Here is a 24,642-nt window from a genome sequence, read left to right on the forward strand (position 1 = left end):
CTTGGGCGCATGACGCAGCCACTGCCCATAGAGTCCATTCGCGATGTCCGGGCCCACCTCGCCGAGGTCGTGGAGCGAGCCGACCGGGACGACGTACCCACCGTGATCACCCGACGCGGCAAGCAGGTCGCCGCCGTCGTCTCCATCGAGGTGCTGCGCAAGTACCAGGAGTGGGAAGAGCGCGAGATCAACCGGATCATCGACGAGCGCATGGCCAACCCAGCGCCCGGCATCCCGATCGAGGACATCATGAGGGAGACGCTGGCGCGCAGTGAGTGAGTACCGCACCGTCTTCCGACCCGAGGCTCAGGCCGAGCTACGCAAGGTCCCACGAGACATGGCCCTCCGCATTCTGGCCAAGCTGACCGAGCTGGAGACCGACCCGCTGGGGTTCAACACCACAGCTCTCGTCTCCCAGCCCGACCGCCGCCGCCTACGGGTGGGCGACTATCGCGTGATCTACACGATCGACAACGGCGAGCTGGTGGTGTGGGTGGTACACGTCGGACATCGCTCCACCGTCTACGGCACCTGAAGGCTCCTGACGTCAAGTCAGAATATCCAGCACAGGGTCGACGAAGGGGTTGGGCCCCAGGCGCCCAACCCCTTATGACCAGCATATTTGCCACGTCAGCGACGTGGTGATATTTCATCCGCTCACACGTTGAAGCGGAACTCCACCACATCCCCGTCCTGCATCACATACTCCTTGCCCTCCATCCGCGCCTTGCCCTTGGCGCGGGCCTCGGCGACCGAACCCGTTGTCACCAGGTCGGCGAAGGAGATGACCTCGGCCTTGATGAAGCCCTTCTGGAAGTCGGTGTGGATGACACCGGCGGCCTCGGGGGCGGTGGCGCCCTTCTTGATGGTCCAGGCGCGGGCTTCCTTCGGGCCGGCCGTGAGGTAGGTCTGCAGGCCGAGGGTGACGAAGCCGACGCGGGCGAGGGTGGCGAGGCCGGGCTCCTCGGCGCCGACCGACTCCAGGAGCTCCAGCGCGTCCTCCTCGTCGAGCTCGGCGAGGTCCGCCTCCAGCTTGGCGTTGAGGAAGATCGCCTCGGCGGGGGCGACCAGGGCGCGCTGCTCGTTCTTGAAGTCGTCGTCGACCAGCTCCTCCTCGTCGACGTTGAAGACGTAGAGGAACGGCTTGGTGGTGAGGAGGTGCAGGTCGTGCAGGAGCTCGTTGCGCTCGGTGCCCTGGACGATGCCGTGGGCGAAGAGCGTGTCGCCCTTCTCCAGGATCTCCTTGGCCTCCTCGACGGCCTTGACCTTGGGCGCGACGTCCTTCTTGATGCGCGACTCCTTCTGGAGGCGCGGCAGGACCTTCTCGATCGTCTGGAGGTCGGCGAGGATCAGCTCGGTGTTGATCGTCTCGATGTCGCCCTGGGGCGAGACCTTGCCGTCGACGTGGACGACGTTCTCGTCCTTGAAGGCGCGGATGACCTGGCAGATCGCGTCGGACTCACGGATGTTCGCGAGGAACTTGTTGCCCAGGCCCTCGCCCTCCGAGGCGCCGCGCACGATGCCGGCGATGTCGACGAAGTCGACGGTGGCCGGGAGGATCCGCTGCGAGCCGAAGATCTCGGCCAACTTGGTGAGGCGCGCGTCGGGGACGCCGACCACACCCACGTTGGGCTCGATCGTGGCGAACGGGTAGTTGGCCGCGAGCACGTCGTTCTTGGTCAGGGCGTTGAACAGGGTCGACTTGCCGACATTCGGCAGACCGACGATTCCGATCGTGAGCGACACGTTGCGACTTCCCGTATGTGGTGAGGGCCAGGGGGCCAGGAGTCCGGCCGATCCACCAGTCTACGGCGTACCCGGCGGAGCCCCGGCGGCCGCGTCGAACGGTTGGCCAAGCTCTGCCCATCGGCGTGTCTGAGGGGCGATTCCGCACATAAACAGACCTAAGTTGGTCCAGTGGAGCAACACAGGACGCGACCCCCGCAGCACGGACCGCGACGCGGCACGCCGCCGGCGCCATTGCCGCCCCAGGCGAGACGCCGTCCGGGGGGCGTACGACGGCCCTCCCCCGGTCCGGCCCGCCCGGTACGGCCCTCGCGGCGGCTGCCGAACCCCCGGCTCACCGGACTCGGCGGCGGGCTGTTCTGCGGAGCCGTGATGTTCCTGCTGGGCTACCTCGACCAACTGCTGTTCGGGGCGTCCCTGACGGTGTACGGCGTGCTGTTCCTGCCGGTGTGCGTGCTGACCGCGCTGTGGGTGCGCGGGAGCGATCTGATGATCGCGCCCGTCGTCGTGCCGATCGCCTTCGCCGTGGGGCTGCTGCCCGTCGCGGACGGCAGCGGGGGGACAGCCGGGGAGCTGATGGGCGTGGTGACCGCACTGGCCACCCAGGCCGGGTGGCTGTACGGGGGGACGCTCGTCGCCGGTGTGATCGTGATCGTACGGAGGATCCGGCTGGTCAGGCGCCGGCGACGGGTGTGAGCGCAACCGCGCTAGCCGTGCTTGGCCGCCCGCATCGCCGCCCCCACGATCCCCGCGTTGTTCTGGAGCTGCGCCGGAACCATCTCCGCCTTGATGCCCTCGATCAGGTGCAGGAACTTGTCGGACTTGCGGCTGACCCCGCCGCCGATGATGAACAGCTCGGGGGAGAACAGCATCTCGACGTGGGCGAGGTACTTCTGGACCCGGCGGGCCCAGTGCTCCCACGTCATCTGGTTGTCCTCCTTGACCTTGCTGGAGGCCCGCTTCTCCGCGTCGTGGCCGTTCAGTTCGAGGTGGCCCAGTTCGGTGTTCGGGACGAGGGCGCCGTCGACGAACACGGCGCTTCCGATGCCCGTGCCGAAGGTCAGCAGGATGACCGTGCCCCGGCGGCCCTGGCCGGCGCCGAAGTTCATCTCGGCGACGCCCGCCGCGTCCGCGTCGTTGACGACCGTGACGTCATGGCCGCCCAGGCGGTCGCTGAACAGGGCGCGCGCGTCCGTGCCGATCCAGCTCTTGTCCACATTGGCGGCCGTACGGATCATGGCGCCGCCGGTGACCACGCCCGGGAAGGTGAGCCCGACCGGGCCCGTCCAGCCGAAGTGCTCGACGACCTCCTTCACTCCGTCGGCCACCCCGTCGGGCGTCGCCGGGTGCGGAGTGAGCACCTTGAAGCGCTCCTCCGCGAGGTCGCCCCGCTCCAGGTCCACAGGGGCGCCCTTGATCCCGGATCCGCCGATGTCCACGCCGAAGATCTGCATGGCTCTACGTTACGTGGTACGACTGACAGTCACGTACTGGGCGGTGCGCCGGGTCACGCGTCCGACGTACCCGATCCACCGCGCTCGGCGACCAGGGCCGCCGCCTCGTCGCGCAGGTCGCGGCGGAGTTCCTTGGGCAGCGAGAAGGTGATGGACTCCTCGGCCGCCTTGACGATCTCGACGTCCCCGTAGCCGCGCTCGGCGAGCCACTCCAGGACCTGCTCCACCAGGACCTCCGGGACGGAGGCGCCGGAGGTGACGCCGACCGTGGTCACGCCGTCCAACCAGGCCTCGTCGATCTCGTCGGCGAAGTCCACCAGGTATGCCTCGCGGGAGCCGGCGAGCTTGGCGACCTCGACGAGCCGCTTGGAGTTGGAGGAGTTGCGGGAGCCGACCACGATCACCAGCTCCGCCTCGGCGCCCATCTGCTTCACGGCGAGCTGACGGTTCTGCGTGGCGTAGCAGATGTCGTCGCTCGGCGGGGAGATGAGCTGCGGGAACTTGTCCTTCAGGGCGTCGACGGTCTCCATGGTCTCGTCGACGGAGAGGGTGGTCTGGGAGAGCCAGACGACCTTGGACTCGTCGCGGACCTCGACCTTGGCGACGTCCCCGGGGCCGTCGACGAGCTGGATGTGGTCGGGGGCCTCACCGGAGGTGCCGATGACCTCCTCGTGGCCCTCGTGCCCGATCAGGAGGATGTCGTAGTCCTCGTTGGCGAAGCGGACGGCTTCCTTGTGGACCTTGGTGACCAGGGGGCAGGTGGCGTCGATGGTGGCGAGGCGGCCGCGCTCGGCCTCCTCGTGCACCACGGGGGCGACCCCGTGCGCGGAGAACATGACGATGTTCCCGGGCGGGACCTCCTCCGTCCGCTCGACGAAGATCGCGCCCTTCTTCTCCAGGGTCTGCACGACGTACTTGTTGTGGACGATCTCGTGCCGGACATAGATCGGGGCCCCGTACTGCTCCAGGGCCTTTTCGACGGCGATCACGGCGCGGTCCACACCCGCGCAGTAGCCTCGTGGGGCGGCGAGCAGGACACGGCGGCCAGGCGAAGCAGTCATGGGAACCATCGTAAGGCCGCATGCGGAGGCCGAAGATCGGGCCGGGATGTCGGTGGCGGCCGTTAACCTCGGGCGCATGGCTGTCAACACGTCCGCGGACGCACCGCTGCCCGTCGGTGAGGTGTCGCGGCTCATCGGGAGCTGGATCGACCGGCTCGGGGCGGTGTGGGTCGAGGGGCAGATCACGCAGTTGTCGCGGCGGCCGGGTGCCGGGGTGGTGTTCCTGACGCTGCGCGATCCGTCGTACGACATCTCGGTGAGCGTCACCTGCTACCGGCAGGTGTTCGACGCCGTCGCCGACGTCGTGGGCGAGGGCGCCCGGGTCGTCGTCCACGCGAAGCCCGAGTGGTACGCGCCGCGCGGGCAGCTGTCGCTGCGGGCCGCCGAGATAAAGCCGGTCGGGGTCGGGGAGCTGCTGGCCCGGCTGGAGCAGCTGAAGAAGACGCTCGCGGCGGAGGGGCTCTTCGCGCCCGAGCGCAAGAAGCCGTTGCCCTTCCTTCCCCAGCTCATCGGGCTGGTCTGCGGCCGCGCCTCGGCCGCGGAGCGTGACGTGCTGGAGAACGCCCGGCACCGCTGGCCCGCCGTGCGCTTCGAGGTGCGCAACGTGCCCGTGCAGGGCGTGCACGCGGTGCCGCAGGTGGTGCAGGCGGTGAAGGAGCTCGACGAGCTGGAGGACGTCGACGTGATCATCGTCGCGCGCGGCGGCGGCAGCGTCGAGGACCTGCTGCCCTTCTCCGACGAGCAGCTCGTCCGCGCGGTGGCCGCCTGCCGTACGCCGGTGGTGTCCGCCATCGGGCACGAGCCGGACAACCCGCTGCTCGACCACGTCGCCGACCTGCGCGCCTCGACCCCGACGGACGCCGCCAAGAAGGTCGTACCGGACGTGGGCGAGGAGTTCGAGCGCGTGCGCATGCTGCGGGACCGGGCGAGGCGGTGCGTGGGGGCGTTCATCGAGCGGGAGGAGCGCGGGCTGGCCCATGCGCTGGCCCGGCCCTCGATGGAGGATCCGCACCGCATGGTCGACGAGCGGGCGGATCATGTCGCATCGCTGGTCGAGCGCTCCCGGCGCACACTCGGGCACCTCCTCGACCGCGCCGACTCCGAGCTGACGCACACGCACGCACGCGTGGTGGCCCTCTCGCCGGCGGCGACGCTGAAGCGCGGTTACGCGGTGCTGCAGAAGTCCGACGGTCATGTGGTGCGGGACCCGGACGAGGTGGCCGCGGGCGAGGCGCTGCGGGCGCGGGTCGCCGAGGGTGAGTTCTCCGTACGAGTCGATTCTTAGGGTGAGTGGATGACCGGCAAGGTGGATGAGGCGCTCGGCTACGAGCAGGCGCGCGACGAGCTGATCGAGGTCGTACGGCGGCTGGAGGCCGGGGGGACGACCCTGGAGGAGTCCCTGGCCCTGTGGGAGCGCGGCGAGGAGCTGGCCAGGGTGTGCCGGCGCTGGCTGGAGGGGGCGCGGGCCCGGCTGGACGCGGCGCTGGCCGAGGAGGAGGCGGCCGAGGCGGCGGAAGAGGCAGACGAGTAGCCGTTGGCGTAGTCATTGGCGCTGGTCAGCTGTGAAGCGGATCACCACGCCCCGGTTTTGGTTGAAGCTTGAACTTCATTGACGTACGTTCGGGTGCGTAAGCCGGTCCGGCCTTCCCGGACCGGACACGCATTCGAGGAAGTTCACGCATGTCTCTCGTTCTTGACTCCGCCGCCCAGGACCTGCTGTTCCGCGAGGCCCGCACCGCGAACACCTTCACCGACGAGCCGGTGACCGAGGAGCAGGTCCAGGCGATCTACGACCTCGTCAAGTACGGCCCGACCGCCTTCAACCAGTCCCCGCTGCGCATCACCCTGGTCCGCTCCCCCGAGGCCCGCGAGCGCCTTGTCCAGCACATGGCCGAGGGCAACCAGGCCAAGACGGCCACCGCCCCGCTGGTCGCGATCCTCTCCGCGGACAATGAGTTCCACGAGGAGCTGCCGGCCCTCTTCCCGCACTTCCCGCAGGCCAAGGACGTGTTCTTCGGCGAGCGCCCGGTCCGTGAGGGCTCCGCAACGATGAACGCCGCCCTGCAGGCCGCGTACTTCATCATCGGCATCCGCGCCGCGGGCCTGGCCGCCGGCCCGATGACCGGTCTCGACTTCGCCAGCGTCCAGAAGGAGTTCCTGGACGACGACCACACCCCGCTGATGGTCGTCAACATCGGCAGGCCGGGCGAGGACGCCTGGTTCCCGCGCTCGCCGCGACTGGCGTACGACGACGTCATCACCACCGTCTGACGCGCGACGCACACACGTAGAGGCCCCCGGTTCGCCGGGGGCCTCTCTCGTACGTACGGACACTCACGTACGTACGGACACTCACGTACGTACGGACACTCACGCCATCTTCAGCGCCTGCGCCATCTTCGCCAGCTGCGCGAACGACGCCGTACCGGCCACCACCGTCGTGGAACCGGGCGTGTCCTGCAGTACGAGGGCGTCGTAGCGGCCGCCGGTGTAGCGCGTCCAGGTGCGGTCGCCGATCCGCTCGGTGACCTTGGTCGCGCTCGCGCCCTGGCTGGCCTCGTCGATGAACTCGGCGCGCTTCTGAGTCGACTGCTCGACCTGCACGTACTCACCGTCGGGGTTCTGGAAGCCCAGGTGCCAGCGGTCGAAGTTCGCCCCCTGGAAGCGCACGGAGGTCGCCTTCCAGGTGTCCGGCAGCCCCTCGGGCGCGGCCACCGGGTAGGCCGCGGCGCGGCGCGCCGTCAGGAGCTCCACGCGGTAGTCCACCCGCTTGAGGTCGGGAGTGTGGTCGTCGTGCGGGATGAAGAGATAGATCACGCCCGCCGCGATCCCGATGAGGGCCAGGGAGAGGATCATGTCCCGGACCGTCTTCTGCTTGCCGTTCGAACCTGCCACGCCCCCTATCGTCGCAGGTGTCCGTCGCGCTCATCCGTGGGGGGCTCTGCTCATTATGTCTGCCCAACGATAGAGTCGTGAGGAAACCCTCATCCGGCCGTCGCCGTATCAGAAAGGTGCGCTCCGATGACCGAGAATCATCATCTGCCCTCCGAGCTGGAAGTACCCTCCGAGGCCCCCGACCGCAACCTCGCCCTGGAACTCGTCCGGGTGACCGAAGCCGCCGCCATGGCCGCCGGTCGCTGGGTCGGGCGCGGTGACAAGAACGGCGCCGACGGCGCGGCGGTACGCGCCATGCGGACCCTCGTCTCCACCGTCTCGATGAACGGCGTCGTCGTCATCGGCGAGGGCGAGAAGGACGAGGCGCCGATGCTCTTCAACGGGGAGCGCGTCGGTGACGGGACCGGCCCCGAATGCGACATCGCCGTCGACCCGATCGACGGCACCACGCTGACCGCCAAGGGCATGCCGAACGCGATCGCGGTGCTGGCCGCCGCCGACCGCGGCTCGATGTTCGACCCGTCCGCCGTGTTCTACATGGACAAGCTGGTCACCGGCCCCGAGGCCGCCGACTTCGTCGACATCGACGCGCCCGTGGCCGTCAACATCCGCCGGATCGCCAAGGCCAAGCGGTCCGCGCCCGAGGACGTCACCGTCGTCATCCTCGACCGGCCGCGGCACGAAGGCATCATCAAGGAGGTCCGGGAGGCCGGCGCGCGCATCAAGCTGATCTCGGACGGCGACGTCGCCGGCTCGATCTACGCGCTGCGCGAGGGCACCGGCGTGGACCTGCTGCTGGGCATCGGCGGCACCCCCGAGGGCATCATCTCGGCCTGCGCCGTGAAGTGCCTCGGCGGCACCATCCAGGGCAAGCTGTGGCCGAAGGACGACGCGGAGCGGCAGCGAGCCATCGACGCCGGACACGACCTCGACCGGGTGCTCACCACGAACGACCTGGTCTCCGGCGAGAACGTCTTCTTCGTCGCCACCGGCATCACCGACGGTGAGCTGCTGCGGGGCGTGCGGTACCGGTCGGAGACCGCCACGACCGACTCGATCGTGATGCGGTCGAAGTCCGGCACGGTGCGCCGGATCGACTCGGAGCACCGGCTGAGCAAGCTGCGTGCGTACAGCGCGATCGACTTCGACAGGGCGAAGTAGCCCGCGCGCGAGGCTCACAAGGGGCGCCCCCTGGTGCGGAGGGGGCGCCTCTGCATGTCTCAGCCCGCCTGCGCTATGCGGGTCACCGTCCGCGCCGCCTTCTTCAGTTCCATGTCACGGCGGCGGCGCCGGGCCAGGACCACCCGGCGTTCGGCCGCGGTGAGGCCGCCCCAGACGCCGTACGGCTCCGGCTGCAGCAGTGCGTGCTCGCGGCACTCGACCATCACCGGGCACCGCGCGCAGACCCGCTTGGCCGCCTCCTCGCGCGACAGCCTGGCTGCCGTGGGCTCCTTGGATGGTGCGAAGAACAGGCCGGCCTCGTCGCGCCGGCACACCGCCTCGGTGTGCCAGGGTGCGTCTTGGTCCCTGTCCCGCGCCGGCCCCCGCTGGGCCGGAACGGCAGCTACCTGCAGGGACGAATGCGGCGGTTGCAGCACGGTCTACTCCTGACGACGGCTTCGCGAGCGAGAGACGATGGTGCAAGCCCTACCCGCTGTACGCGAGCCTATGCACTGCGTTCCGAACCGCAGGCGCGCGGCGGCTTGTTCACGACCCTGTGCGCCGTCTGCAGGAGGACCGATTCCTTCCGTTTCCGGCCCGATTCACAACCGTCAACGATCGAGGTGTTTGCGCAACGTCCTGTCGACCTTGCCCTGAACACGGTCGAGGATGTCCGCGACGAGCTTTCCGCGCTTCGGCCGCGCCTCGACATTGCCCAGTACGGCCCACCCGTCCACATAGACCACGGGAGCCTCGGACTCGACCGAATCCAGCGGGGAGACCTCGAAGTTGCCGAGGACACCGCCGCCGGTGCCGCGCAGCGACACGTTCTCCGGCACGCGGATCTGGACGTCTCCGAAGACCGAGACCGCCTTGATCACGACGTGCTGGTACTCGAAGATCGCCTCGCTGAGGTCGATCTCGACGGTGCCGAAGATCGCGTACGCGTGCAGGCGGCGCCCGGCGCGCCAGCGCCCCCGGCGCATGGCGCTGCTGAACACGGCGACAACGTTGGCGTCGGCCTCGGCCGGTATCGCGCCCGGCGCGGGGCGGGGCGGCACGGGCGTGTAGGCCGGGGCCGCCGGACGCGCGTGGGCGGCGGGCAGGTCCCGGATGAAGACCTCCAACTCGCCCACCGTCTTGGCGTTCAGCACCCCCTCCACCCGCTCGGCGTGCTCGTCGGCGGTCAGGCGCCCCTCGGCAAGGGCGTCGCGCAGGATGTCGGCGATGCGGTCACGGTCGGCGTCCGAGGCGCGCAGTTCGGCGACGGGAGGCGCCGTGCGCTCCTGCTGGGGGTGCTTGTGAAGGTCCACGGCAGCAGCGTACCGAAACGCGATAGATCGCGACTAGGGGTGTGGACAACCCCGCGCGTCGCGAACTGAGCCTTACCTCACAGGTTCCGCGCCGACGGCAGGTTCTACGCTGGTGAGGCTCGTCGGCGCCGACGGGCCGCCGTCTGTCGAGTGAGGAATGGGCGAAGATGCCTGAGTTCGCGTACACCGATCTGCTCCCCATGGGAGAGGACACCACCCCGTACCGGCTGGTGACCTCCGAAGGTGTCTCCACCTTCGAGGCCGACGGGCGGACGTTCCTCAAGGTGGAGCCGGAGGCGCTGCGCAAGCTGGCCGAGGAGGCCGTCCACGACATCCAGCACTATCTGCGCCCGGCCCACCTGGCGCAGCTGCGCCGCATCATCGACGACCCGGAGGCGTCGGCGAACGACAAGTTCGTCGCGCTGGATCTGCTGAAGAACGCGAACATCGCGGCGGCCGGTGTGCTGCCCATGTGCCAGGACACCGGCACGGCGATCGTGATGGGCAAGCGCGGCCAGAACGTCCTCACCGAAGGTGAGGACGAGAAGGCGCTGTCCCACGGTATCTACGACGCCTACACCAAGCTGAACCTGCGCTACTCGCAGATGGCTCCGCTCACCATGTGGGAGGAGAAGAACACCGGCTCCAACCTCCCGGCGCAGATCGAGCTGTACGCGACCGACGGCGGCGCCTACAAGTTCCTGTTCATGGCGAAGGGCGGCGGCTCCGCCAACAAGTCGTTCCTGTACCAGGAGACGAAGGCCGTCCTGAACGAGGCCTCCATGATGAAGTTCCTGGAGGAGAAGATCCGTTCGCTGGGTACGGCCGCCTGTCCGCCGTACCACCTGGCGATCGTGGTGGGTGGTACGAGCGCCGAGTACGCCCTGAAGACCGCGAAGTACGCCTCCGCGCACTACCTGGACGAGATCCCGGCCGAGGGCTCGCCGCTCGGCCATGGCTTCCGGGACAAGGAGCTGGAGGAGAAGGTCTTCGAGCTGACGCAGAAGATCGGTATCGGCGCGCAGTTCGGCGGCAAGTACTTCTGCCACGACGTCCGGGTGGTGCGTCTGCCCCGCCACGGTGCGTCCTGCCCGGTGGCGATCGCCGTGTCCTGCTCGGCGGACCGCCAGGCCGTCGCGAAGATCACCGCCGAGGGCGTGTTCCTGGAGCAGCTGGAGACGGACCCGGCGCGGTTCCTGCCGGAGACGACGGACGAGCACCTGGAGTCGGAGGGCGATGTCGTCCGTATCGACCTCAACCAGCCGATGGACGAGATCCTGGCCGAGCTGACCAAGTACCCGGTCAAGACGCGGCTGTCGCTCAGCGGCCCGCTGGTCGTGGCCCGTGACATCGCGCACGCCAAGATCAAGGAGCGGCTGGACGCCGGTGAGGAGATGCCGCAGTACCTGAAGGACCACCCGGTGTACTACGCCGGCCCGGCGAAGACCCCCGAGGGTTACGCGTCCGGCTCCTTCGGTCCGACCACGGCCGGCCGTATGGACTCCTACGTCGAGCAGTTCCAGGCGGCGGGCGGTTCCAAGGTGATGCTCGCCAAGGGCAACCGCAGCAAGCAGGTCACGGACGCGTGCGGCACGCACGGTGGCTTCTACCTCGGCTCGATCGGCGGCCCGGCCGCGCGGCTCGCCCAGGACTGCATCAAGAAGGTCGAGGTCGTCGAGTACGAGGAGCTCGGCATGGAGGCCGTCTGGAAGATCGAGGTCGAGGACTTCCCGGCGTTCATCGTCGTCGACGACAAGGGCAACGACTTCTTCCAAGATCCCGCGCCCGCGCCGACGTTCACCTCCATCCCTGTGCGGGGCCCCGGGCCGGCGTAGTTCCTCGGGCGCGGCGGGGACACTTCTCGCCCCCGCCGCCCCGACCCGTCCCATCTCCAGGGGCTCCGCCCCTTCGACCCCGCTGGGGCTCCGCCCCAGACCCCATCGGCCCGAGGGGCCTCGTCCTCAAACGCCGGACGGGCTGAGTGGTGCCGTAAGCCGAACAAGTCGAACGACTTCTTCCAGGACCGGCTCCGCAGCCGACGTTCACGTCGATTCCGGTGCGGGGGCACACCCGAGCGGCCCACAGCCCGGAACATCCGTACCGCCCCCGTCGCTGTACCCGGCATGAGTGAATACCGCATCGAGCACGATTCCATGGGTGAGGTCCGTGTGCCCGTCGGGGCCAAGTGGCGGGCGCAGACTCAGCGGGCCGTCGAGAACTTTCCCGTCTCCGGGCAGCGCATCGAGCGTGCGCACATCGAGGCGCTCGCCCGGATCAAGGGGGCCGCGGCGAAGGTGAACGCCGGGCTCGGGGTGCTCGACAAGGACCTCGCCGAGGCGATCCAGGACGCGGCCGCGGAGGTGGCCGAGGGGAAGTGGGACGAGCACTTCCCGGTGGACGTGTTCCAGACGGGGTCCGGTACCTCGTCCAACATGAACACCAACGAGGTCATCGCCACCCTGGCGAGCGAGCGGCTCGGCCGGGACGTGCATCCGAACGACCACGTCAACGCCTCCCAGTCGTCCAACGACGTCTTCCCCTCCTCCCTGCACATCGCCGCCACCGCCGCCGTCACCCGCGACCTGATCCCGGCCCTGGAGCACCTCGCCGGCTCCCTGGAGCGCAAGGCCGTGGAGTTCGGTGACGTGGTGAAGTCGGGGCGTACCCATCTGATGGACGCGACGCCCGTGACGCTGGGCCAGGAGTTCGGCGGGTACGCGGCCCAGGTGCGGTACGGGATCGAGCGGCTGAACGCCTCCCTGCCGCGGCTGGCCGAGCTGCCGCTGGGCGGCACGGCCGTGGGGACCGGTATCAACACCCCGCCCGGGTTCTCCGCCGCCGTGATCGAGGAGGTCGCCCGCGCCACCGGGCTGCCGCTCACCGAGGCGCGCGACCACTTCGAGGCGCAGGGGGCACGCGACGGGATCGTGGAGACCAGCGGGCAGCTGCGGACCATCGCCGTGGGGCTCACGAAGATCGCCAATGATCTGCGGTGGATGGCGTCGGGGCCGCGGACGGGGCTCGCCGAGATCCGGCTCCCCGACCTCCAGCCGGGCTCCTCGATCATGCCCGGCAAGGTCAACCCGGTCGTCCCGGAGGCCGTGCTCATGGTCTGTGCGCAGGTCGTCGGCAACGACACGACCATCGCCACCGCCGGCGCCTCCGGGAACTTCGAGCTCAATGTGATGCTCCCGGTCATCGCGAAGAACGTGCTGGAGTCGATCCGGCTGCTCGCCAACGTCTCGCGACTGCTCGCCGACCGCACCGTCGACGGGATCACCGCCGACCGGGAACGAGCCCGCGAGTACGCCGAGTCGTCACCCTCCGTGGTCACCCCGCTCAACAAGTACATCGGGTACGAGGAAGCCGCGAAGGTCGCCAAGAAGGCCCTCGCGGAACGGAAGACGATCCGCCGAGTCGTGCTGGAGAGCGGGTACGTGGAGCGTGGCGAGCTCACCTTGGAGCAGCTCGACGAGGCGCTGGATGTCCTGCGTATGACGCGTCCGTAACCACCGGCGGACCATTGTCCCCGCCGGGCCAGAACCGTGACGCGCACCGCAGCGTCGTATGCCTACGGCACCTAATATCTGTGCATGGCAGACGGCGGAGCGGTGAGACGCATGGAGCGCGAGGAAGCGGGCGGCTCGGCGGGCTACTGGGCGCCCGGCAGTCACATCCTGTGGCGGTACCGGGAGAACGCCGGCGAGCGCTTCCACATCGCACGCCCCGTCACCGTCGTCCGGGACGACGCGGACCTGCTCGCCGTGTGGATGGCGCCGGGCACCGAGTGCATGAAGCCGGTGCTCGCCGACGGTACGCCGGTGCACGTGGAGCCGCTGGAGTCCCGGTACACCAAGCCGCGCACCGTGGAGGTCGGCCGCTGGTTCGGCACGGGGGTGCTGAAGCTGGCCCGGCCCGGTGAGCCGTGGTCGGTGTGGCTGTTCTGGGAGCCGGGCTGGCGTTTCAAGAACTGGTACGTCAATCTTGAGCAGCCGCTGGCCCGTTGGGACGGCGGAGTGGACTCCGAGGACCATTTTCTGGACATCTCCGTTCACCCGGACCGCAGTTGGCACTGGCGTGACGAGGACGAGTTCGCGCAGGCCCAGCGGGACGGGCTGATGGACGCCCGGCTGGCCGGGCAGGTGCGGGAGGCGGGGCGAGCCGTGGTGGAGGTGATCCGCACTTGGGGGCCGCCGTTCTCCGAAGGCTGGCAGCACTGGCGCCCGGATCCGTCCTGGGCTGTACCTTCACTTCCGGAGGACTGGGACCGTACTCCAGCGCATGTGTCCTCATGAGACCCTTGATGCGCCCCCGGTCCACAACCGTAGGATCGTCCTCCGCAAGGGTGCGCAACAGCAACTCCCGGAACATGCGCCGGGCTTGACCGAACGTCACCGAGGGGCGGCAGGACGTGAGCGAGGGGTACGAGGGCAACACCGGCACGGGCCGGAGAAGGTTCGCCGGTTGCACAGGAACAACCTCTGACCACGCGGGAATTCCGTTCCCGGGGCACGTATTCCGGGTATCGGGATTTCTGCGGGACGAACTGCGCGCGCGGCGCGCAGCCCCGGACGGATGGATTCGACACGCGTGACGGAGCACCCCACCCCCTCCTACGACCGCCCCCAGCCGGGCGTCGACCCCGCGGAGCCCCGCGGGGCGCTCCTGCGTTCCCCGAAGCCGCTCGGCGCCACCGCCTTACCCGCACAGGCCCGCACCGGCGAGACGCCCTCTTCGCCCGGTACGACCGCGCCCTGCGGCAAGGGGAAGGAGCCCCCAGTCAACCGCCCCGAGCACTCGCAGCCGGCCGCCGCCGAGACCGATACGCACCGCCCGCGTCCCACGCCGGAGGGCATTCCGCCCCAGCCCGGCGCCGAGCAGGAGCGGGCCACCGGTGGCCAGGATCGCCGTACCGGGCGGGGGCTGCCGCCCGGGCGGCCGATGCCGATGCGGCGGGACGGGGACCGGCTGCGGTTCGTGGGCGCCGCGACCCGGCGGATCGCCCGTGGCATCGACCTCGACGAGATCGTGATGGGCCTGTGCCGGGCCACCGTGCCGACCTTCTCGGACGCCATCCTCGTCTACCTGCGCGACCCGCTGCCGGTGGGCGACGAGCGGCCCACGGGACCCGTCGTGCTGCGGCTGCGGCGCACGGACCGGATTCCGGAGGAACGTGACACCGAGGGCGGCTTCCTGCCCGTGCAGCCCCCGGAGCCCGAGCCGACGGAGCCGACGGGACTGTCGGAGCTGTCCTCGCTGACCGCAGAGCTGTGCGAGGTGCGGCCCGGCGGCGCGCTGAACGAGGTGCTGCGCGGGGTACGTCCCGTGTTCGCGGACGCGCCGGCCGCCCGCGCCGCGCTGCCCGAACTCCTCGGCGAGAGCGGCGAGTCGGTCGTCCCCGACGGCCAGCACGCGATCCTCGCCCCGCTGCGCGGCCGCCGCCGGGTCATCGGTGCCGCGCTCTTCCTGCGCCGCCCGGAGCGCCTGGCCTTCGAGGCCGACGACCTGCTGGTCGCCGCCCAGCTGGCCACACACAGCGCCCTGGGCATCGACAAGGCGGTGCTGTACGGCCGCGAGGCCTACATCGCCGACGAGCTGCAGCGCACCATGCTCCCGGAGACCCTGCCGCGCCCGACGGGCGTCCGGCTGGCCTCGCGCTATCTCCCCGCGGCCGAGACCGCCCGGGTCGGCGGCGACTGGTACGACGCCATCCCGCTGCCCGGCAGCCGGGTCGCGCTGGTCGTCGGGGACGTCATGGGGCACTCCATGACCTCCGCCGCGATCATGGGCCAGCTGCGCACCACCGCGCAGACCCTGGCCGGGCTCGACCTGCCGCCGCAGGAGGTGCTGCACCACCTCGACGAACAGGCCCAGCGCCTGGGCAGCGACCGGATGGCGACCTGCCTGTACGCCGTGTACGACCCGGTCTCGCACCGCATCACCATCGCCAACGCCGGCCATCCTCCGCCGGTGCTGCTGCACCTGGGCGGGCGGGCCGAGGTGCTGCGGGTGCCGCCGGGCGCGCCGATCGGCGTGGGCGGGGTCGACTTCGAGGCCGTGGAGCTGGACGCGCCCGCCGGGGCCACGCTGCTCCTCTACACCGACGGTCTGGTCGAGTCCCGGCTGCGGGACGTGTGGACCGGCATAGAGCAGCTGCGCGAGAAGCTGGCGGCGACCGCCCAGCTGACCGGTCCCGACCACCCTCCGCCCCTCGAGGCCCTGTGCGACGAGGTGCTCGACATGCTCGGTCCGGGCGACCGGGACGACGACATCGCGCTGCTCGCCGCCCGCTTCGACGGGATCGCGCCGAGCGACGTGGCGTACTGGTTCCTGGAGCCGGAGGACGCGGCCCCCGGCCGGGCCCGCCGGCTGGCCCGGCGCGCGCTCGCCCGCTGGGGTCTGGAGGAACTCACCGACTCGGTGGAGCTGCTGGTCAGCGAGGTCGTCACCAACGCCGTGCGCTACGCGTCCCGTCCGGTCACCCTCCGGCTGCTGCGCACCGACGTGCTGCGCTGCGAGGTCGGCGACGACGTGCCGCAGCTGCCGCGGCTGCGGCAGGCGCGGGCGACGGACGAGGGCGGGCGCGGGCTGTATCTGGTGAACCGACTGGCCAGGCGGTGGGGCGCGACCCGGCTGAGCACCGGAAAGGTCGTCTGGTTCGAACTGAACCGAACGTAGCTGGAAGGGCCGGTCCCCGCACGAGGGGACCGGCCTCCTATGCGTCCATGCGTCCCGGTGACGGGTAGTCGACCGCGGCCGGGGGCGGTAACGGACCTACTGGTAACGTGCCGTGACACGGCGCCGGGACGGCGACGACGGGTCGATGAGGACTCCGGCGCCCTTTCCGGCAGTCTCGTTCCAGTGGCGGAGCTTGGCCGCGACGGTCGCGAGACGCCCGTCTCCCGGCCGGATGCCGAGGTAGAACAGGCCCTCATAGGGGCGACGGTCGTCGCCACCCCAGCGGACGATGCCCTGGCATTCGGCGAGGATGTCCCGGATCGTGGCGTTCTGCGCGACGGTGAAGGCGCCACGAGCGCCCGGCACGTACCACTTGGGGCGGATGACAACGGCAGTGCCGGATGCCTGATTGGCCTCGGGGGCACCGCTGTCGCGAACTCTGCCCGGGTGGATCCAGCCCTGCAGAGCCGGGTCCTCGTCCTTCGTGCCGAGTTGGTCGATCTCGTAGTGGAAACGGCGGACCACATGGACAAGGACGGTTTCCACGTCACCGGCGCGGGCGGCAAGGGTGAGCGGGCCGCGGGTGCCCGGGACCTCGCGGGTCCAGATCGAGCCGCCCGCGTCGATCTCCTTCTCCATGTCCCATCCGTTGACGGAGGGGCGACCGGTGAGGATGCGGCGGCGGCGGGCTTCCAGGCGGCGCAGCGCGGCCTTCAGGTCGTCGTCCTTGAGCGGGACGGGCCTGGGCCCGGCCTGGGGTGTGGCAGCGGCCGGGGTGGCGAGGAGGCCGACGGGGCCGAGGCTCGCGGCGGCGACGCCCGCCGCCGTGGTGAGCGCGTGTCTGCGGGTCAGATCGATGGGGCTCAACGGGTCAGCTTTCCTTCCGGGTTGCCGCGTACTGCCGCTTGCGGTTGAGCAGGACAGAGGTGATGCCGCAGGCCAGGGCGAGTGACAGCAGGACGGCGATGGACGGGTTGATGTACTCGGGGACGAGGGCGTTGTAGCTGCGTCCGTCGGGCAGGTGGCATGCGAACCGCAGAGGAACGAAGTCGGCGATGTACCGGTCCACACGTCTTGCGTTCTCCCGGCCCAGTACCTCCAGGCATGCTCGCGCCCGGTCTTCGTCCTCAAGGAGGAAGAGGTGCGAGCAGCCCCACAGGTAGACAGCGGACGCCGCGGTGACCAGCAGGAGGGAACACGCTCGCAATGCCGCCGCCGGCGTGGGCCTCACGCGACGGAACCGCGCGAGTGACGCGGCGGTGTAGGCGACAAGACCGATGAGGGCGGGGGCACCGGCCAGCATGATGGCCGTGACAGCCGCGGAGTTGTGCCCCGTGTACGGATCGGATGCCAGCACGACGGGTCAGGCCTCTCGGATGATGCGGTTGTACTTCTCGAAGATCGCATACAGGGGCATGCGGAGCTTCGCATCAGACTCCGCCTGGCCCCCGAATCCCTGGTAACGGCGGAGGACCTCGTAGATCTCGCCGTCGGTGTAATCGAGCGCGGGGCGGCGCTGCGGAGTCTCCTCCACATCTCCCTGCTTGCCGTCGGCGCACCAGATCTGGACGAGGGCGACGGTGCGGACGTTGAACGCGTTGTCCTGCAACAGGCGGATCCACATCTTGTACCGGTCGGCGTCCGGGCGGGGGCGCACATCGGTGGGGTCGAGGATCGTTCCGTCGGCGAGGCCGGCCCGTATCGAGTTGTTCCACGCCAGGATGCCCACACGGCCCTGGACCTGACCGATGCCGGTGCTGCTGTCCTGGGCGGCCTCGACGCCAGGCAGGTCCTTGGCCCAGTCCGGCAGGACGCCGGTGTAGTAGAGGGCGACGCCGCCGTCCTTGTTGACGTCCTCCCGGCCGTAGTGGCAGAACTCCCAGAAGGCGGAGGTCTGGATGAGGGCCTTGCGCATGCCGTACCTGCGGGCCGTCGACGTGATGACGTCGTCGAGCGAGAGGATCGTCTCCAGGCACTGCTTGCGCGTGTAGATGTTGGTGGGACCCTCTCCACGCCCGATGGATGCCATGTAACCGGTGGCCTCGTCCGTCAGCGCGTCCCGGTAGGAGAGACTGAACCCGATGTCGAGCTTCTGGGCCGGGGCGGGCCTGAAGTCGCCCTGGCCGGTGTCCCGTCCGGAGGCGATGTTGTTGTCGATCTCGATCGCGCCGCCGCCGGAGCCGACCGACTTGGTGACGATCTGGTCGAAGGCCCAGTTGTCCGGCAGCGTGTAGCCCAGGTTGCCGGAGAAACCGGACGACATGTCGGAGACGAAGCTCGTGTCCGCGTATCCGGCGGCCGAGACACGGGAGCATACGTTGCGCGGACCGTAGATGCCGATCTTGAACTGGCTTCCCATCCGGTCCATCTGGTCCCTGATGGACCGGAAGTACGGCAGGACGTACGAGGTGACCTCTTCGTCGACCGCGTCGTAGTCGACCGCGAAGTAGATGCGCGTCCCCGGCTTGAACCCGTGTTGCTCGGCCTTGTACGAGGCGTTCATGCAGTCCGTGGCGCCCTGCGCGACGCTGTAGTAGTCCACCGACCGTGCCCACGTCTGGTAGATGGGGAGACAGCGCAGCCCGTACTGCTTGATCGTGTCCAGCTCGCCCGGCTGGATCTCCTTCTCTGGAAGGGACGTGGTCGAGGGGTTGTACAGGTAGCGGCCCACGTACTTGTAGCCCGCGTCCTTCAACGCCTGCGCGCGAGCGGGGGTGATCTTCGTGACGCCGTCGCATGCCTCGCCCTTGCGGGACTGGTCGCCGTAGGAGACGAGCAGGGACGCCCAGGTCCGGAAGTCGCCGACACCGGTGACCGTGAGCCCCGCGAACGACTGGAATGCCTCCACGCCGGCCTTCACGTCCCCGGTGAAGTTGCCGAACGGCACGGTTCGCTTGTTGAGGATCATGGCGGCCGTGAAGAGCAGCGGCCAGGTGCCGGTGGTACCGACGGCGACGGGGTGGTTCTTCAGGCCGGACTGGGTGCCGGGGCCGAAGACGCCGTTGGCGGTGCCGTCGGCCATCCCGAGCTCGTACTGGATGGCGTACAGCAGGGACTTGGCCACGTCGCGGGAGTGGTGGCCGTCACAGGGGACGATGAAGAAGTCCTGCCGGTTGACATAGCGGCCGTTCATCCACTGCTGGATTCCACGGATCGCGTCGGAGCCGTTGTTGACGGTGACGTAGGCGTCCATGTTGAGGAGGCCCTTGAACACCTTGGGTTCCAGGCTGCTGCCGGAAAAGGCGCTGTCTACGCCCATATTGGCTTTCAGCGTCGCCACCGATGAGGCCACGCGGTCGCTGTACAGGCCGTCGATGCCGCCGCCGTCGTAGCCCTTGCAGTACAGCGCGGACTGGATGATGCGGCAGAAGTCGGCCGACGGCATTGTGGAGGCGTTCAGCTTCGGGTACTTCGACTTGAGCGTCGACAGCGTGGTGGACCCGAACGTGTCGGACAAAGGGCTGATGCCGAGTTCGTATTGCAGAGCACGCGTGAGTGCGTACATGGTGTTCCAGCTGGTGCGCCCGTCCTCCGTGACGGTCATTCCGATCTTGCTGCCGTAGACCTGATTGACGAACTTCTGGGCTCTGAGCACCATCTCGTCGGCCACAGAGGCCCTCCTTCATGAGTGCATGCCGAAATTCGCCTGTGTGCCGTCGAGGCGGCCGCCAGGCGGGGTGCGAATGAGTGAACCGGCAGGCGTCAGCTGTTAGCGTGACGCCTGCCGGGAATCCTTGAGCTAGAACTTCGTGCTGCACTCCAGCGGGTACAGGTTGTCGTCGAAGCGGACGCAGACGCGGTAGTAGAACTCCCCGCCGCCGAGCATGTTCGACCAGTCGGTCTTGCCGTAGCCGGGAGTGCGCACGGAGAGGGACTTCAAGAGCCTGCCGTCGCTGTTGTATTTCTCGATCGTCGCAGTCGAGTCGTAAACCGACGGGTCAGCATTGTTCTTGATGCGTACCCATCCCGCGACGCAGTCGGTCGACCAGCGAAGTTCCGCCACCCGACCGTTGTTGTTGACGGTCCGCTCCGTCTTGGCGGGAGAGTCGCAGCCGGTCGCCTTCGGCCCCTTGTTGTCGCAACCGGCGCCGGAGCAGCCTGCCGCGTACGAGGTGCCGGCCAGCGGAATCATCGTAAGGGCCGTTGCAGCAACGGAAATGAGCGCCAGTTTGGCAGAGATTTTACGCATGCAGCATTCCCCCTTTTTGGAATTGCGCGCGCCTGGTCAGGGCCGCGCGTGATGGCTGCCGGTTACCCTTCCGACTGCCAGAAGGAAGCTTGATCGATGCCCGTGGTCCAGGTCAATCGATTTTCTGACGACTTCACATCCCACGGAATCTCGGCCGAAAATCGCCCACAACTCGTTTCCTGAACGAAGATCATAATCCGTCAGGAGGTATTACCGAGAAATAATCGTCGGCCCGGCGCAAAGCAAAAGGGCGCCCGGTCTCCACCGGGCGCCCCTCCGTGTGTCACTGCTCGACGTTGGGATTCAGCGGATCGTCGGTGACATCACCCGTCGGTGTGGCCGGTGGGGTCGTCGTCGGCGGCCTGGTCGTCGGGGTCTGGGTCGGCGGCTGGGTGGTCGGGGTCTGGGTCGGCGACTGCGTCGGCGTGTCGGACGGGCTCGGCGGTTCGGAGGTCGGCGACTGGGACGGGGTCTCGGTCGGCGACGACGACCAGGTCGGCGTGTCGGTCGGCTCGACGGCCGCGCCCTGGGTGGCGTTCAGGTCGAACTCGACCTTGTGCGTGACGCCGAACGTGTACGCCGCCCAGATCTTCGCCGGGTAATCACCGCCGTTGACGCGCGGCACGCCAACTGCCCCGTACAGCGGGACATGGGCGTGGCTCACAGGGTCCTCGCCGAACAGGCCGACCGAGGTGACCAGGTCGGGCGTGTAGCCGGTGAACCACGCGGACTTGTTCTTGTCCGACGTACCCGTCTTGCCTGCGACCTGCTGGCCGTCGCGGGCCTGATTGTTCGCCACGGAATCCCTGGCCGTACCGTCGTCGACCACGCCCGTCAGCACCGAGGTCACCGTGTCGGCGGCGGTGCGGCTGATCACCGGGCTGCCGATCGGGTCGGACATCTCGACCGTACGGCTCTTGGCCTCCGCCGACTTGATGATCGACGGCGTCACCTTCGCGCCGTGGTTGTCGAAGGTGGCGTAGATACCGGCCATCTCCAGCGGGCTGGCGCCCATGGAGCCCAGTGTCTGCGCGGGCACCGCCTGCATGCCCTTGGTGTCCATGCCCAGCTTCTTGGCGGTGCTCATCACGTTGTCCATGCCCACGTCGACGCCCATCTGCGCGAAGACGGAGTTGACGGACTGGTTCATGGCCTTCTGGACCGTGATGGGGCCGTAGCTGTGGTCGTCCTCGTTGGGCGGGGCGAAGCCGACCTTGGTGCCGTGGTCCACGACCGGGCGGCGGCTGGTGCCGTCGTACTTCGTGCTCGCGGTGATCGCCGTGCCGTTCTGCGTCTTGGCCTCGTCCTCCAGCGCGGCGGCGAGGATCAGCGGCTTGAACGTCGAGGCGGGCTGGTAGTCCCGGCGGGTCGCGTTGTTGAAGTAGTGCTTGTAGTAGTCCACACCGCCGTACAGGGCGACGATGTGGCCCGTCTTGGGGTCGACCGAGACGGCACCGGCCTGGACGTTCCCGTCGACCTTGCGCTTCTTCGGGTCGAGTTTGTCGGTCAGCTGCGACTTGACGGCCTTCTCCAGCGCGGCCTGCTTCTTCCGGTCGATGTTCAGGGTGATGGTCCAGCCCTGGTCCACGACCGCGTTCTCCGCCTGGGACTGCGTCAGGCCGTCCCGGTCCATCAGCTGCTTCTCGAGCTGCTGGTTGGCGAGTTCGACCAGATAGCCCTTCTGCCCGTCCAGTCCGGGCGCGCCCTTGGGTGCCTTGGGCACCGGGAACGTCATGGCGTCGCGCTTGGCCTTGGACAGCCAGCCCTCCTCGACCATGTTGTCCAGGACGTAGTTCCAGCGGTTCTTCACCAGTTTCTTACTGGTCTCCGAGGCGACGGCCCAGTCGTACTGGCTCGGCGCCTGCAGCAGCGCGGCGAGATACGCGCCCTGCTCGACCTTCAGCTTCTCGGCGTCGATCTGGTAGTAGGCCTGCGCGGCGGCCTGGATGCCGTAGGCGTTGCGGCCGTAGTAGCTGGTGTTGATGTAGCCCGCGAGGATGTCGTCCTTGGACTTCTGGCGGTCCACCTTCAGCGAGATGACCAGTTCCTTCAGCTTGCGCGTGACGGTCTGGTCCTGGTTGAGGTAGTAGTTCTTGACGTACTGCTGGGTGATCGTCGAACCACCCTGCTTGCCCTTGCCGGAGAGCGTGTTGATCAGACCGCGGGCGGTGCCCCGGAAGTCGACGCCGACGTCCTTGTAGAAGGACTTGTTCTCCGCCGCCACGAAGGTCAGCTGGACCTTCCTCGGCACCTTGGACAGGTCGACGATCTCGCGGTTGACCGTGCCCCTGCGGGCCAGGATCCTGCCGTCGCTGTACTTGTAGATGTTGCTCTGCCGCTTCGCCGCCGCGTTGCCCTCGGGCACGTCCACCACCAGGTACAGCACGATGAAGGACCCGATGCACAGCAGGCAGAGGCCGAGGAACGTGCCGAGGATCTTCTTCCAGGTGAACAGTCTGCGTATGCGGCCCTTGGCGGGCTTGCCCGGGCCGGTGGACCCGGCCGCCCCACCCGGCGAGCGGCGCCTGGGCGCCGCTCGGTGGCCACCGCCACCGCGCTGTCGCGCTCGTCGTTCTTCCGCTCGTCCCATGAGTACGTCTGCTCCCCGTCTCGGCTGTCACACAGGTGTTTGGCTCAGGTCAGCTCAGAAAGCTAACACCGCTCTATATGACAAAGGGCGCCCGATCCGCTCTTTTACGGACGTGACAATCAGCACCCCATCCCATGGGAACCGACGTACGAAAGGGGCCCGAGGTTGCCAGGAGGCGGTAAAGTGTTATCATTTAGATAGATCGGTGCTAGACGAGTGGGGGGCCCATCCATGCCCACACACGACACGCACGACGCACCCGAGATGCCCGCCCCGCGGGTGCGAAAGTTCACCGCGCACAGCATCGGCGGCGGACTCGCGCTGCTGCTCGGGCTGACCGGGCTGCTGGTCACCTTCGGCCTCATCACCGCCTCCTCGACGGTCACCGCGGCCGGCGCCAAGGCCGGACTGCTGGTTGCGGGCGTGCTCGTCCTCCTCGCCTCCGTCATCGCGATGCGCGGACTGAACACGGTGGCGCCGGGCGAGGCGCGGGTGGTCCAGCTCTTCGAGCGGTACCGGGGGACGATCCGGCAGGACGGCCTGCGCTGGGTGAACCCCTTCACCTCGCGGACCCGGATCTCCACCCGGGTGCGGAACCACGAGACCGCCGTCCTCAAGGTCAACGACGCCTACGGCAATCCGATCGAGCTCGCCGCGGTCGTGGTCTGGAAGGTCCAGGACACCGCCCAGGCCGTCTTCGAGGTGGGCGACTACACCGAGTTCGTCGGCACGCAGACCGAGACGGCGGTGCGGCACATAGCCATCGAGTACCCGTACGACGCCCACGACGAGGACGGGCTCTCGCTGCGCGGCAACGCCGAGGAGATCACCGAGAAGCTCGCGGCCGAGCTGCACGCGCGCGTGGAGGCGGCCGGTGTGCGGATCATCGAGTCGCGCTTCACGCATCTCGCGTACGCTCCCGAGATCGCCTCCGCGATGCTTCAGCGGCAGCAGGCCGGTGCGGTGGTCGCGGCCCGGCGGCAGATCGTCGACGGAGCGGTCGGGATGGTGGAGGCGCCACTCGCCCGGATCGCCGAGCGGGACATCGTGGAACTGGACGAGGAGCGCAAGGCGGCGATGGTTTCCAATCTGATGGTGGTGCTGTGCGGGGACCGGGCACCGCAGCCCGTCCTGAACACGGGGACCCTCTACCAGTGACGGATGCCTCCGGGGACCGGGCCCCCCAGCGTCGGCCGCAGCAGCGCAAGCAGGTGCTGCTGCGGCTCGACCCGTCCGTGTACGAAGCACTGGCACGCTGGGCCGGAGACGAACTGCGATCCGCCAACGCACAGATCGAATTCCTCCTGCGCAAAGCCCTCGCCGACGCCGGACGACTGCCCAAGGGCGCCGGCCCGATTCCGCGCCGCGGACGACCCCCCGGGCCGGACTGACTGGCGTGTAGCAGAAGGGACACGCCTCCCCCGGGGGCCCGCCCCCGCCCGGCCGAGGCTGGGCCGGGGACGAACTGCGATCCGCCAACGCACAGATCGAATTCCTCCTGCGCAAAGCCCTCGCCGACGCCGGACGACTGCCCAAGGGCGCCGGCCCGATTCCG

At 68.9% G+C, this 24,642-nt stretch carries 24 protein-coding genes; 13 read left to right on the forward strand and 11 right to left on the reverse strand.

Annotated elements, in window-relative coordinates; all coding sequences use genetic code 11:
* The first annotated feature begins 9 nt into the window (after positions 1–9).
* Positions 10–279, forward strand: a complete 270-nt coding sequence (locus tag ACFY1J_RS14730) for a type II toxin-antitoxin system Phd/YefM family antitoxin (protein WP_100828042.1) — start codon at positions 10–12, stop codon at positions 277–279.
* Complete coding sequence (locus tag ACFY1J_RS14735; protein ID WP_390708668.1) at positions 272–535, forward strand: type II toxin-antitoxin system RelE/ParE family toxin; 264 nt, start codon at positions 272–274, stop codon at positions 533–535. The genes ACFY1J_RS14730 and ACFY1J_RS14735 overlap by 8 nt, the downstream gene beginning before the upstream one ends.
* Positions 536–657: 122 nt before the next feature.
* Here the strand turns inward: ACFY1J_RS14735 and ychF are convergent, their stop codons facing one another.
* Entirely contained in the window at positions 658–1,746 is a 1,089-nt protein-coding gene (gene ychF, locus ACFY1J_RS14740; protein ID WP_390731291.1) for a redox-regulated ATPase YchF, read from the reverse strand.
* A gap of 171 nt (positions 1,747–1,917) precedes the next feature.
* Here ychF and ACFY1J_RS14745 point away from each other — a divergent pair, with 171 nt between their 5' ends.
* A complete protein-coding gene (locus ACFY1J_RS14745) occupies positions 1,918–2,442 on the forward strand; it encodes a DUF6542 domain-containing protein (protein WP_390731292.1) in 525 nt (174 codons plus the stop codon).
* A gap of 11 nt (positions 2,443–2,453) precedes the next feature.
* Here ACFY1J_RS14745 and ppgK read toward each other — a convergent pair whose 3' ends face one another.
* Together ppgK and ACFY1J_RS14755 are read right to left on the reverse strand one after the other, a co-directional pair.
* Complete coding sequence (gene ppgK, locus ACFY1J_RS14750; RefSeq protein ID WP_390708665.1) at positions 2,454–3,200, reverse strand: polyphosphate--glucose phosphotransferase; 747 nt, start codon at positions 3,198–3,200, stop codon at positions 2,454–2,456.
* Positions 3,201–3,253: 53 nt separating this feature from the next.
* The gene (locus ACFY1J_RS14755; protein WP_390708664.1) at positions 3,254–4,270 is read right to left on the reverse strand and encodes a 4-hydroxy-3-methylbut-2-enyl diphosphate reductase; all 1,017 of its coding nucleotides are present in this window, start codon (positions 4,268–4,270) and stop codon (positions 3,254–3,256) included.
* Between the two features lie 67 nt (positions 4,271–4,337).
* Here ACFY1J_RS14755 and xseA point away from each other — a divergent pair, with 67 nt between their 5' ends.
* The 3 genes from xseA (at position 4,338) to ACFY1J_RS14770 (ending at position 6,532) form a co-directional block, all read left to right on the forward strand.
* Entirely contained in the window at positions 4,338–5,546 is a 1,209-nt protein-coding gene (gene xseA / locus ACFY1J_RS14760; protein ID WP_390708663.1) for an exodeoxyribonuclease VII large subunit, read from the forward strand.
* Between the two features lie 9 nt (positions 5,547–5,555).
* Entirely contained in the window at positions 5,556–5,792 is a 237-nt protein-coding gene (locus ACFY1J_RS14765) for an exodeoxyribonuclease VII small subunit (protein ID WP_390708662.1), read from the forward strand.
* Between the two features lie 149 nt (positions 5,793–5,941).
* The gene (locus tag ACFY1J_RS14770) at positions 5,942–6,532 is read left to right on the forward strand and encodes a malonic semialdehyde reductase (protein ID WP_390731293.1); all 591 of its coding nucleotides are present in this window, start codon (positions 5,942–5,944) and stop codon (positions 6,530–6,532) included.
* A 99-nt stretch (positions 6,533–6,631) separates the two neighbouring features.
* Here ACFY1J_RS14770 and ACFY1J_RS14775 read toward each other — a convergent pair whose 3' ends face one another.
* Positions 6,632–7,156, reverse strand: coding sequence for a DUF4245 domain-containing protein (locus tag ACFY1J_RS14775; protein ID WP_390708660.1), 525 nt, complete (start codon positions 7,154–7,156; stop codon positions 6,632–6,634).
* A 126-nt stretch (positions 7,157–7,282) separates the two neighbouring features.
* On the opposite strand from ACFY1J_RS14775, the gene glpX reads away from it, so the two are divergent.
* On the forward strand, positions 7,283–8,317 hold the full coding sequence (gene glpX, locus ACFY1J_RS14780) for a class II fructose-bisphosphatase (RefSeq protein ID WP_390708659.1): 1,035 nt from the start codon (positions 7,283–7,285) through the stop codon (positions 8,315–8,317).
* A gap of 59 nt (positions 8,318–8,376) precedes the next feature.
* On the opposite strand, the gene ACFY1J_RS14785 is transcribed toward glpX, so the two are convergent.
* The gene (locus ACFY1J_RS14785) at positions 8,377–8,754 is read right to left on the reverse strand and encodes a WhiB family transcriptional regulator (protein ID WP_390708658.1); all 378 of its coding nucleotides are present in this window, start codon (positions 8,752–8,754) and stop codon (positions 8,377–8,379) included.
* 174 nt (positions 8,755–8,928) lie between these two features.
* Positions 8,929–9,630: a DUF1707 domain-containing protein gene (locus ACFY1J_RS14790; protein WP_390708657.1), complete on the reverse strand. Its 702-nt coding sequence runs from the start codon at positions 9,628–9,630 to the stop codon at positions 8,929–8,931.
* A 167-nt stretch (positions 9,631–9,797) separates the two neighbouring features.
* On the opposite strand from ACFY1J_RS14790, the gene ACFY1J_RS14795 reads away from it, so the two are divergent.
* From ACFY1J_RS14795 to ACFY1J_RS14810, 4 genes are all read left to right on the forward strand, one after another.
* Positions 9,798–11,465 (forward strand): fumarate hydratase, encoded by a 1,668-nt coding sequence (locus ACFY1J_RS14795; RefSeq protein WP_390708656.1) that lies wholly within the window; start codon positions 9,798–9,800, stop codon positions 11,463–11,465.
* Between the two features lie 288 nt (positions 11,466–11,753).
* Positions 11,754–13,139 (forward strand): class II fumarate hydratase, encoded by a 1,386-nt coding sequence (locus ACFY1J_RS14800; RefSeq protein WP_390708655.1) that lies wholly within the window; start codon positions 11,754–11,756, stop codon positions 13,137–13,139.
* An 84-nt stretch (positions 13,140–13,223) separates the two neighbouring features.
* A complete protein-coding gene (locus ACFY1J_RS14805) occupies positions 13,224–13,925 on the forward strand; it encodes a DUF402 domain-containing protein (protein WP_363293972.1) in 702 nt (233 codons plus the stop codon).
* Positions 13,926–14,205: 280 nt separating this feature from the next.
* Positions 14,206–16,308: a SpoIIE family protein phosphatase gene (locus tag ACFY1J_RS14810; protein ID WP_390708654.1), complete on the forward strand. Its 2,103-nt coding sequence runs from the start codon at positions 14,206–14,208 to the stop codon at positions 16,306–16,308.
* Between the two features lie 96 nt (positions 16,309–16,404).
* On the opposite strand, the gene ACFY1J_RS14815 is transcribed toward ACFY1J_RS14810, so the two are convergent.
* The 5 genes from ACFY1J_RS14815 to ACFY1J_RS14835 all read right to left on the reverse strand — a co-directional run bounded on the left by ACFY1J_RS14815 (position 16,405) and on the right by ACFY1J_RS14835 (position 23,087).
* Positions 16,405–17,175: a hypothetical protein gene (locus tag ACFY1J_RS14815; protein ID WP_390708653.1), complete on the reverse strand. Its 771-nt coding sequence runs from the start codon at positions 17,173–17,175 to the stop codon at positions 16,405–16,407.
* 4 nt (positions 17,176–17,179) lie between these two features.
* The gene (locus ACFY1J_RS14820) at positions 17,180–17,665 is read right to left on the reverse strand and encodes a hypothetical protein (protein ID WP_390708652.1); all 486 of its coding nucleotides are present in this window, start codon (positions 17,663–17,665) and stop codon (positions 17,180–17,182) included.
* A 6-nt stretch (positions 17,666–17,671) separates the two neighbouring features.
* Positions 17,672–19,918, reverse strand: coding sequence for a glycoside hydrolase domain-containing protein (locus ACFY1J_RS14825; RefSeq protein WP_390731294.1), 2,247 nt, complete (start codon positions 19,916–19,918; stop codon positions 17,672–17,674).
* Positions 19,919–20,047: 129 nt separating this feature from the next.
* On the reverse strand, positions 20,048–20,497 hold the full coding sequence (locus ACFY1J_RS14830; RefSeq protein ID WP_390708650.1) for a DUF2690 domain-containing protein: 450 nt from the start codon (positions 20,495–20,497) through the stop codon (positions 20,048–20,050).
* A gap of 283 nt (positions 20,498–20,780) precedes the next feature.
* On the reverse strand, positions 20,781–23,087 hold the full coding sequence (locus ACFY1J_RS14835; RefSeq protein ID WP_390708649.1) for a transglycosylase domain-containing protein: 2,307 nt from the start codon (positions 23,085–23,087) through the stop codon (positions 20,781–20,783).
* A gap of 231 nt (positions 23,088–23,318) precedes the next feature.
* Here ACFY1J_RS14835 and ACFY1J_RS14840 point away from each other — a divergent pair, with 231 nt between their 5' ends.
* Both ACFY1J_RS14840 and ACFY1J_RS14845 read left to right on the forward strand, forming a co-directional pair.
* A complete protein-coding gene (locus ACFY1J_RS14840; RefSeq protein WP_390731295.1) occupies positions 23,319–24,245 on the forward strand; it encodes an SPFH domain-containing protein in 927 nt (308 codons plus the stop codon).
* Positions 24,242–24,478 (forward strand): hypothetical protein, encoded by a 237-nt coding sequence (locus ACFY1J_RS14845; RefSeq protein ID WP_390708647.1) that lies wholly within the window; start codon positions 24,242–24,244, stop codon positions 24,476–24,478. Before ACFY1J_RS14840 ends, ACFY1J_RS14845 begins: the two co-directional genes overlap by 4 nt.
* Positions 24,479–24,642: the final 164 nt, after the last annotated feature.

The sequence above is a fragment of the Streptomyces sp. NPDC001406 genome (assembly GCF_042895285.1).
Classification (GTDB): domain Bacteria; phylum Actinomycetota; class Actinomycetes; order Streptomycetales; family Streptomycetaceae; genus Streptomyces.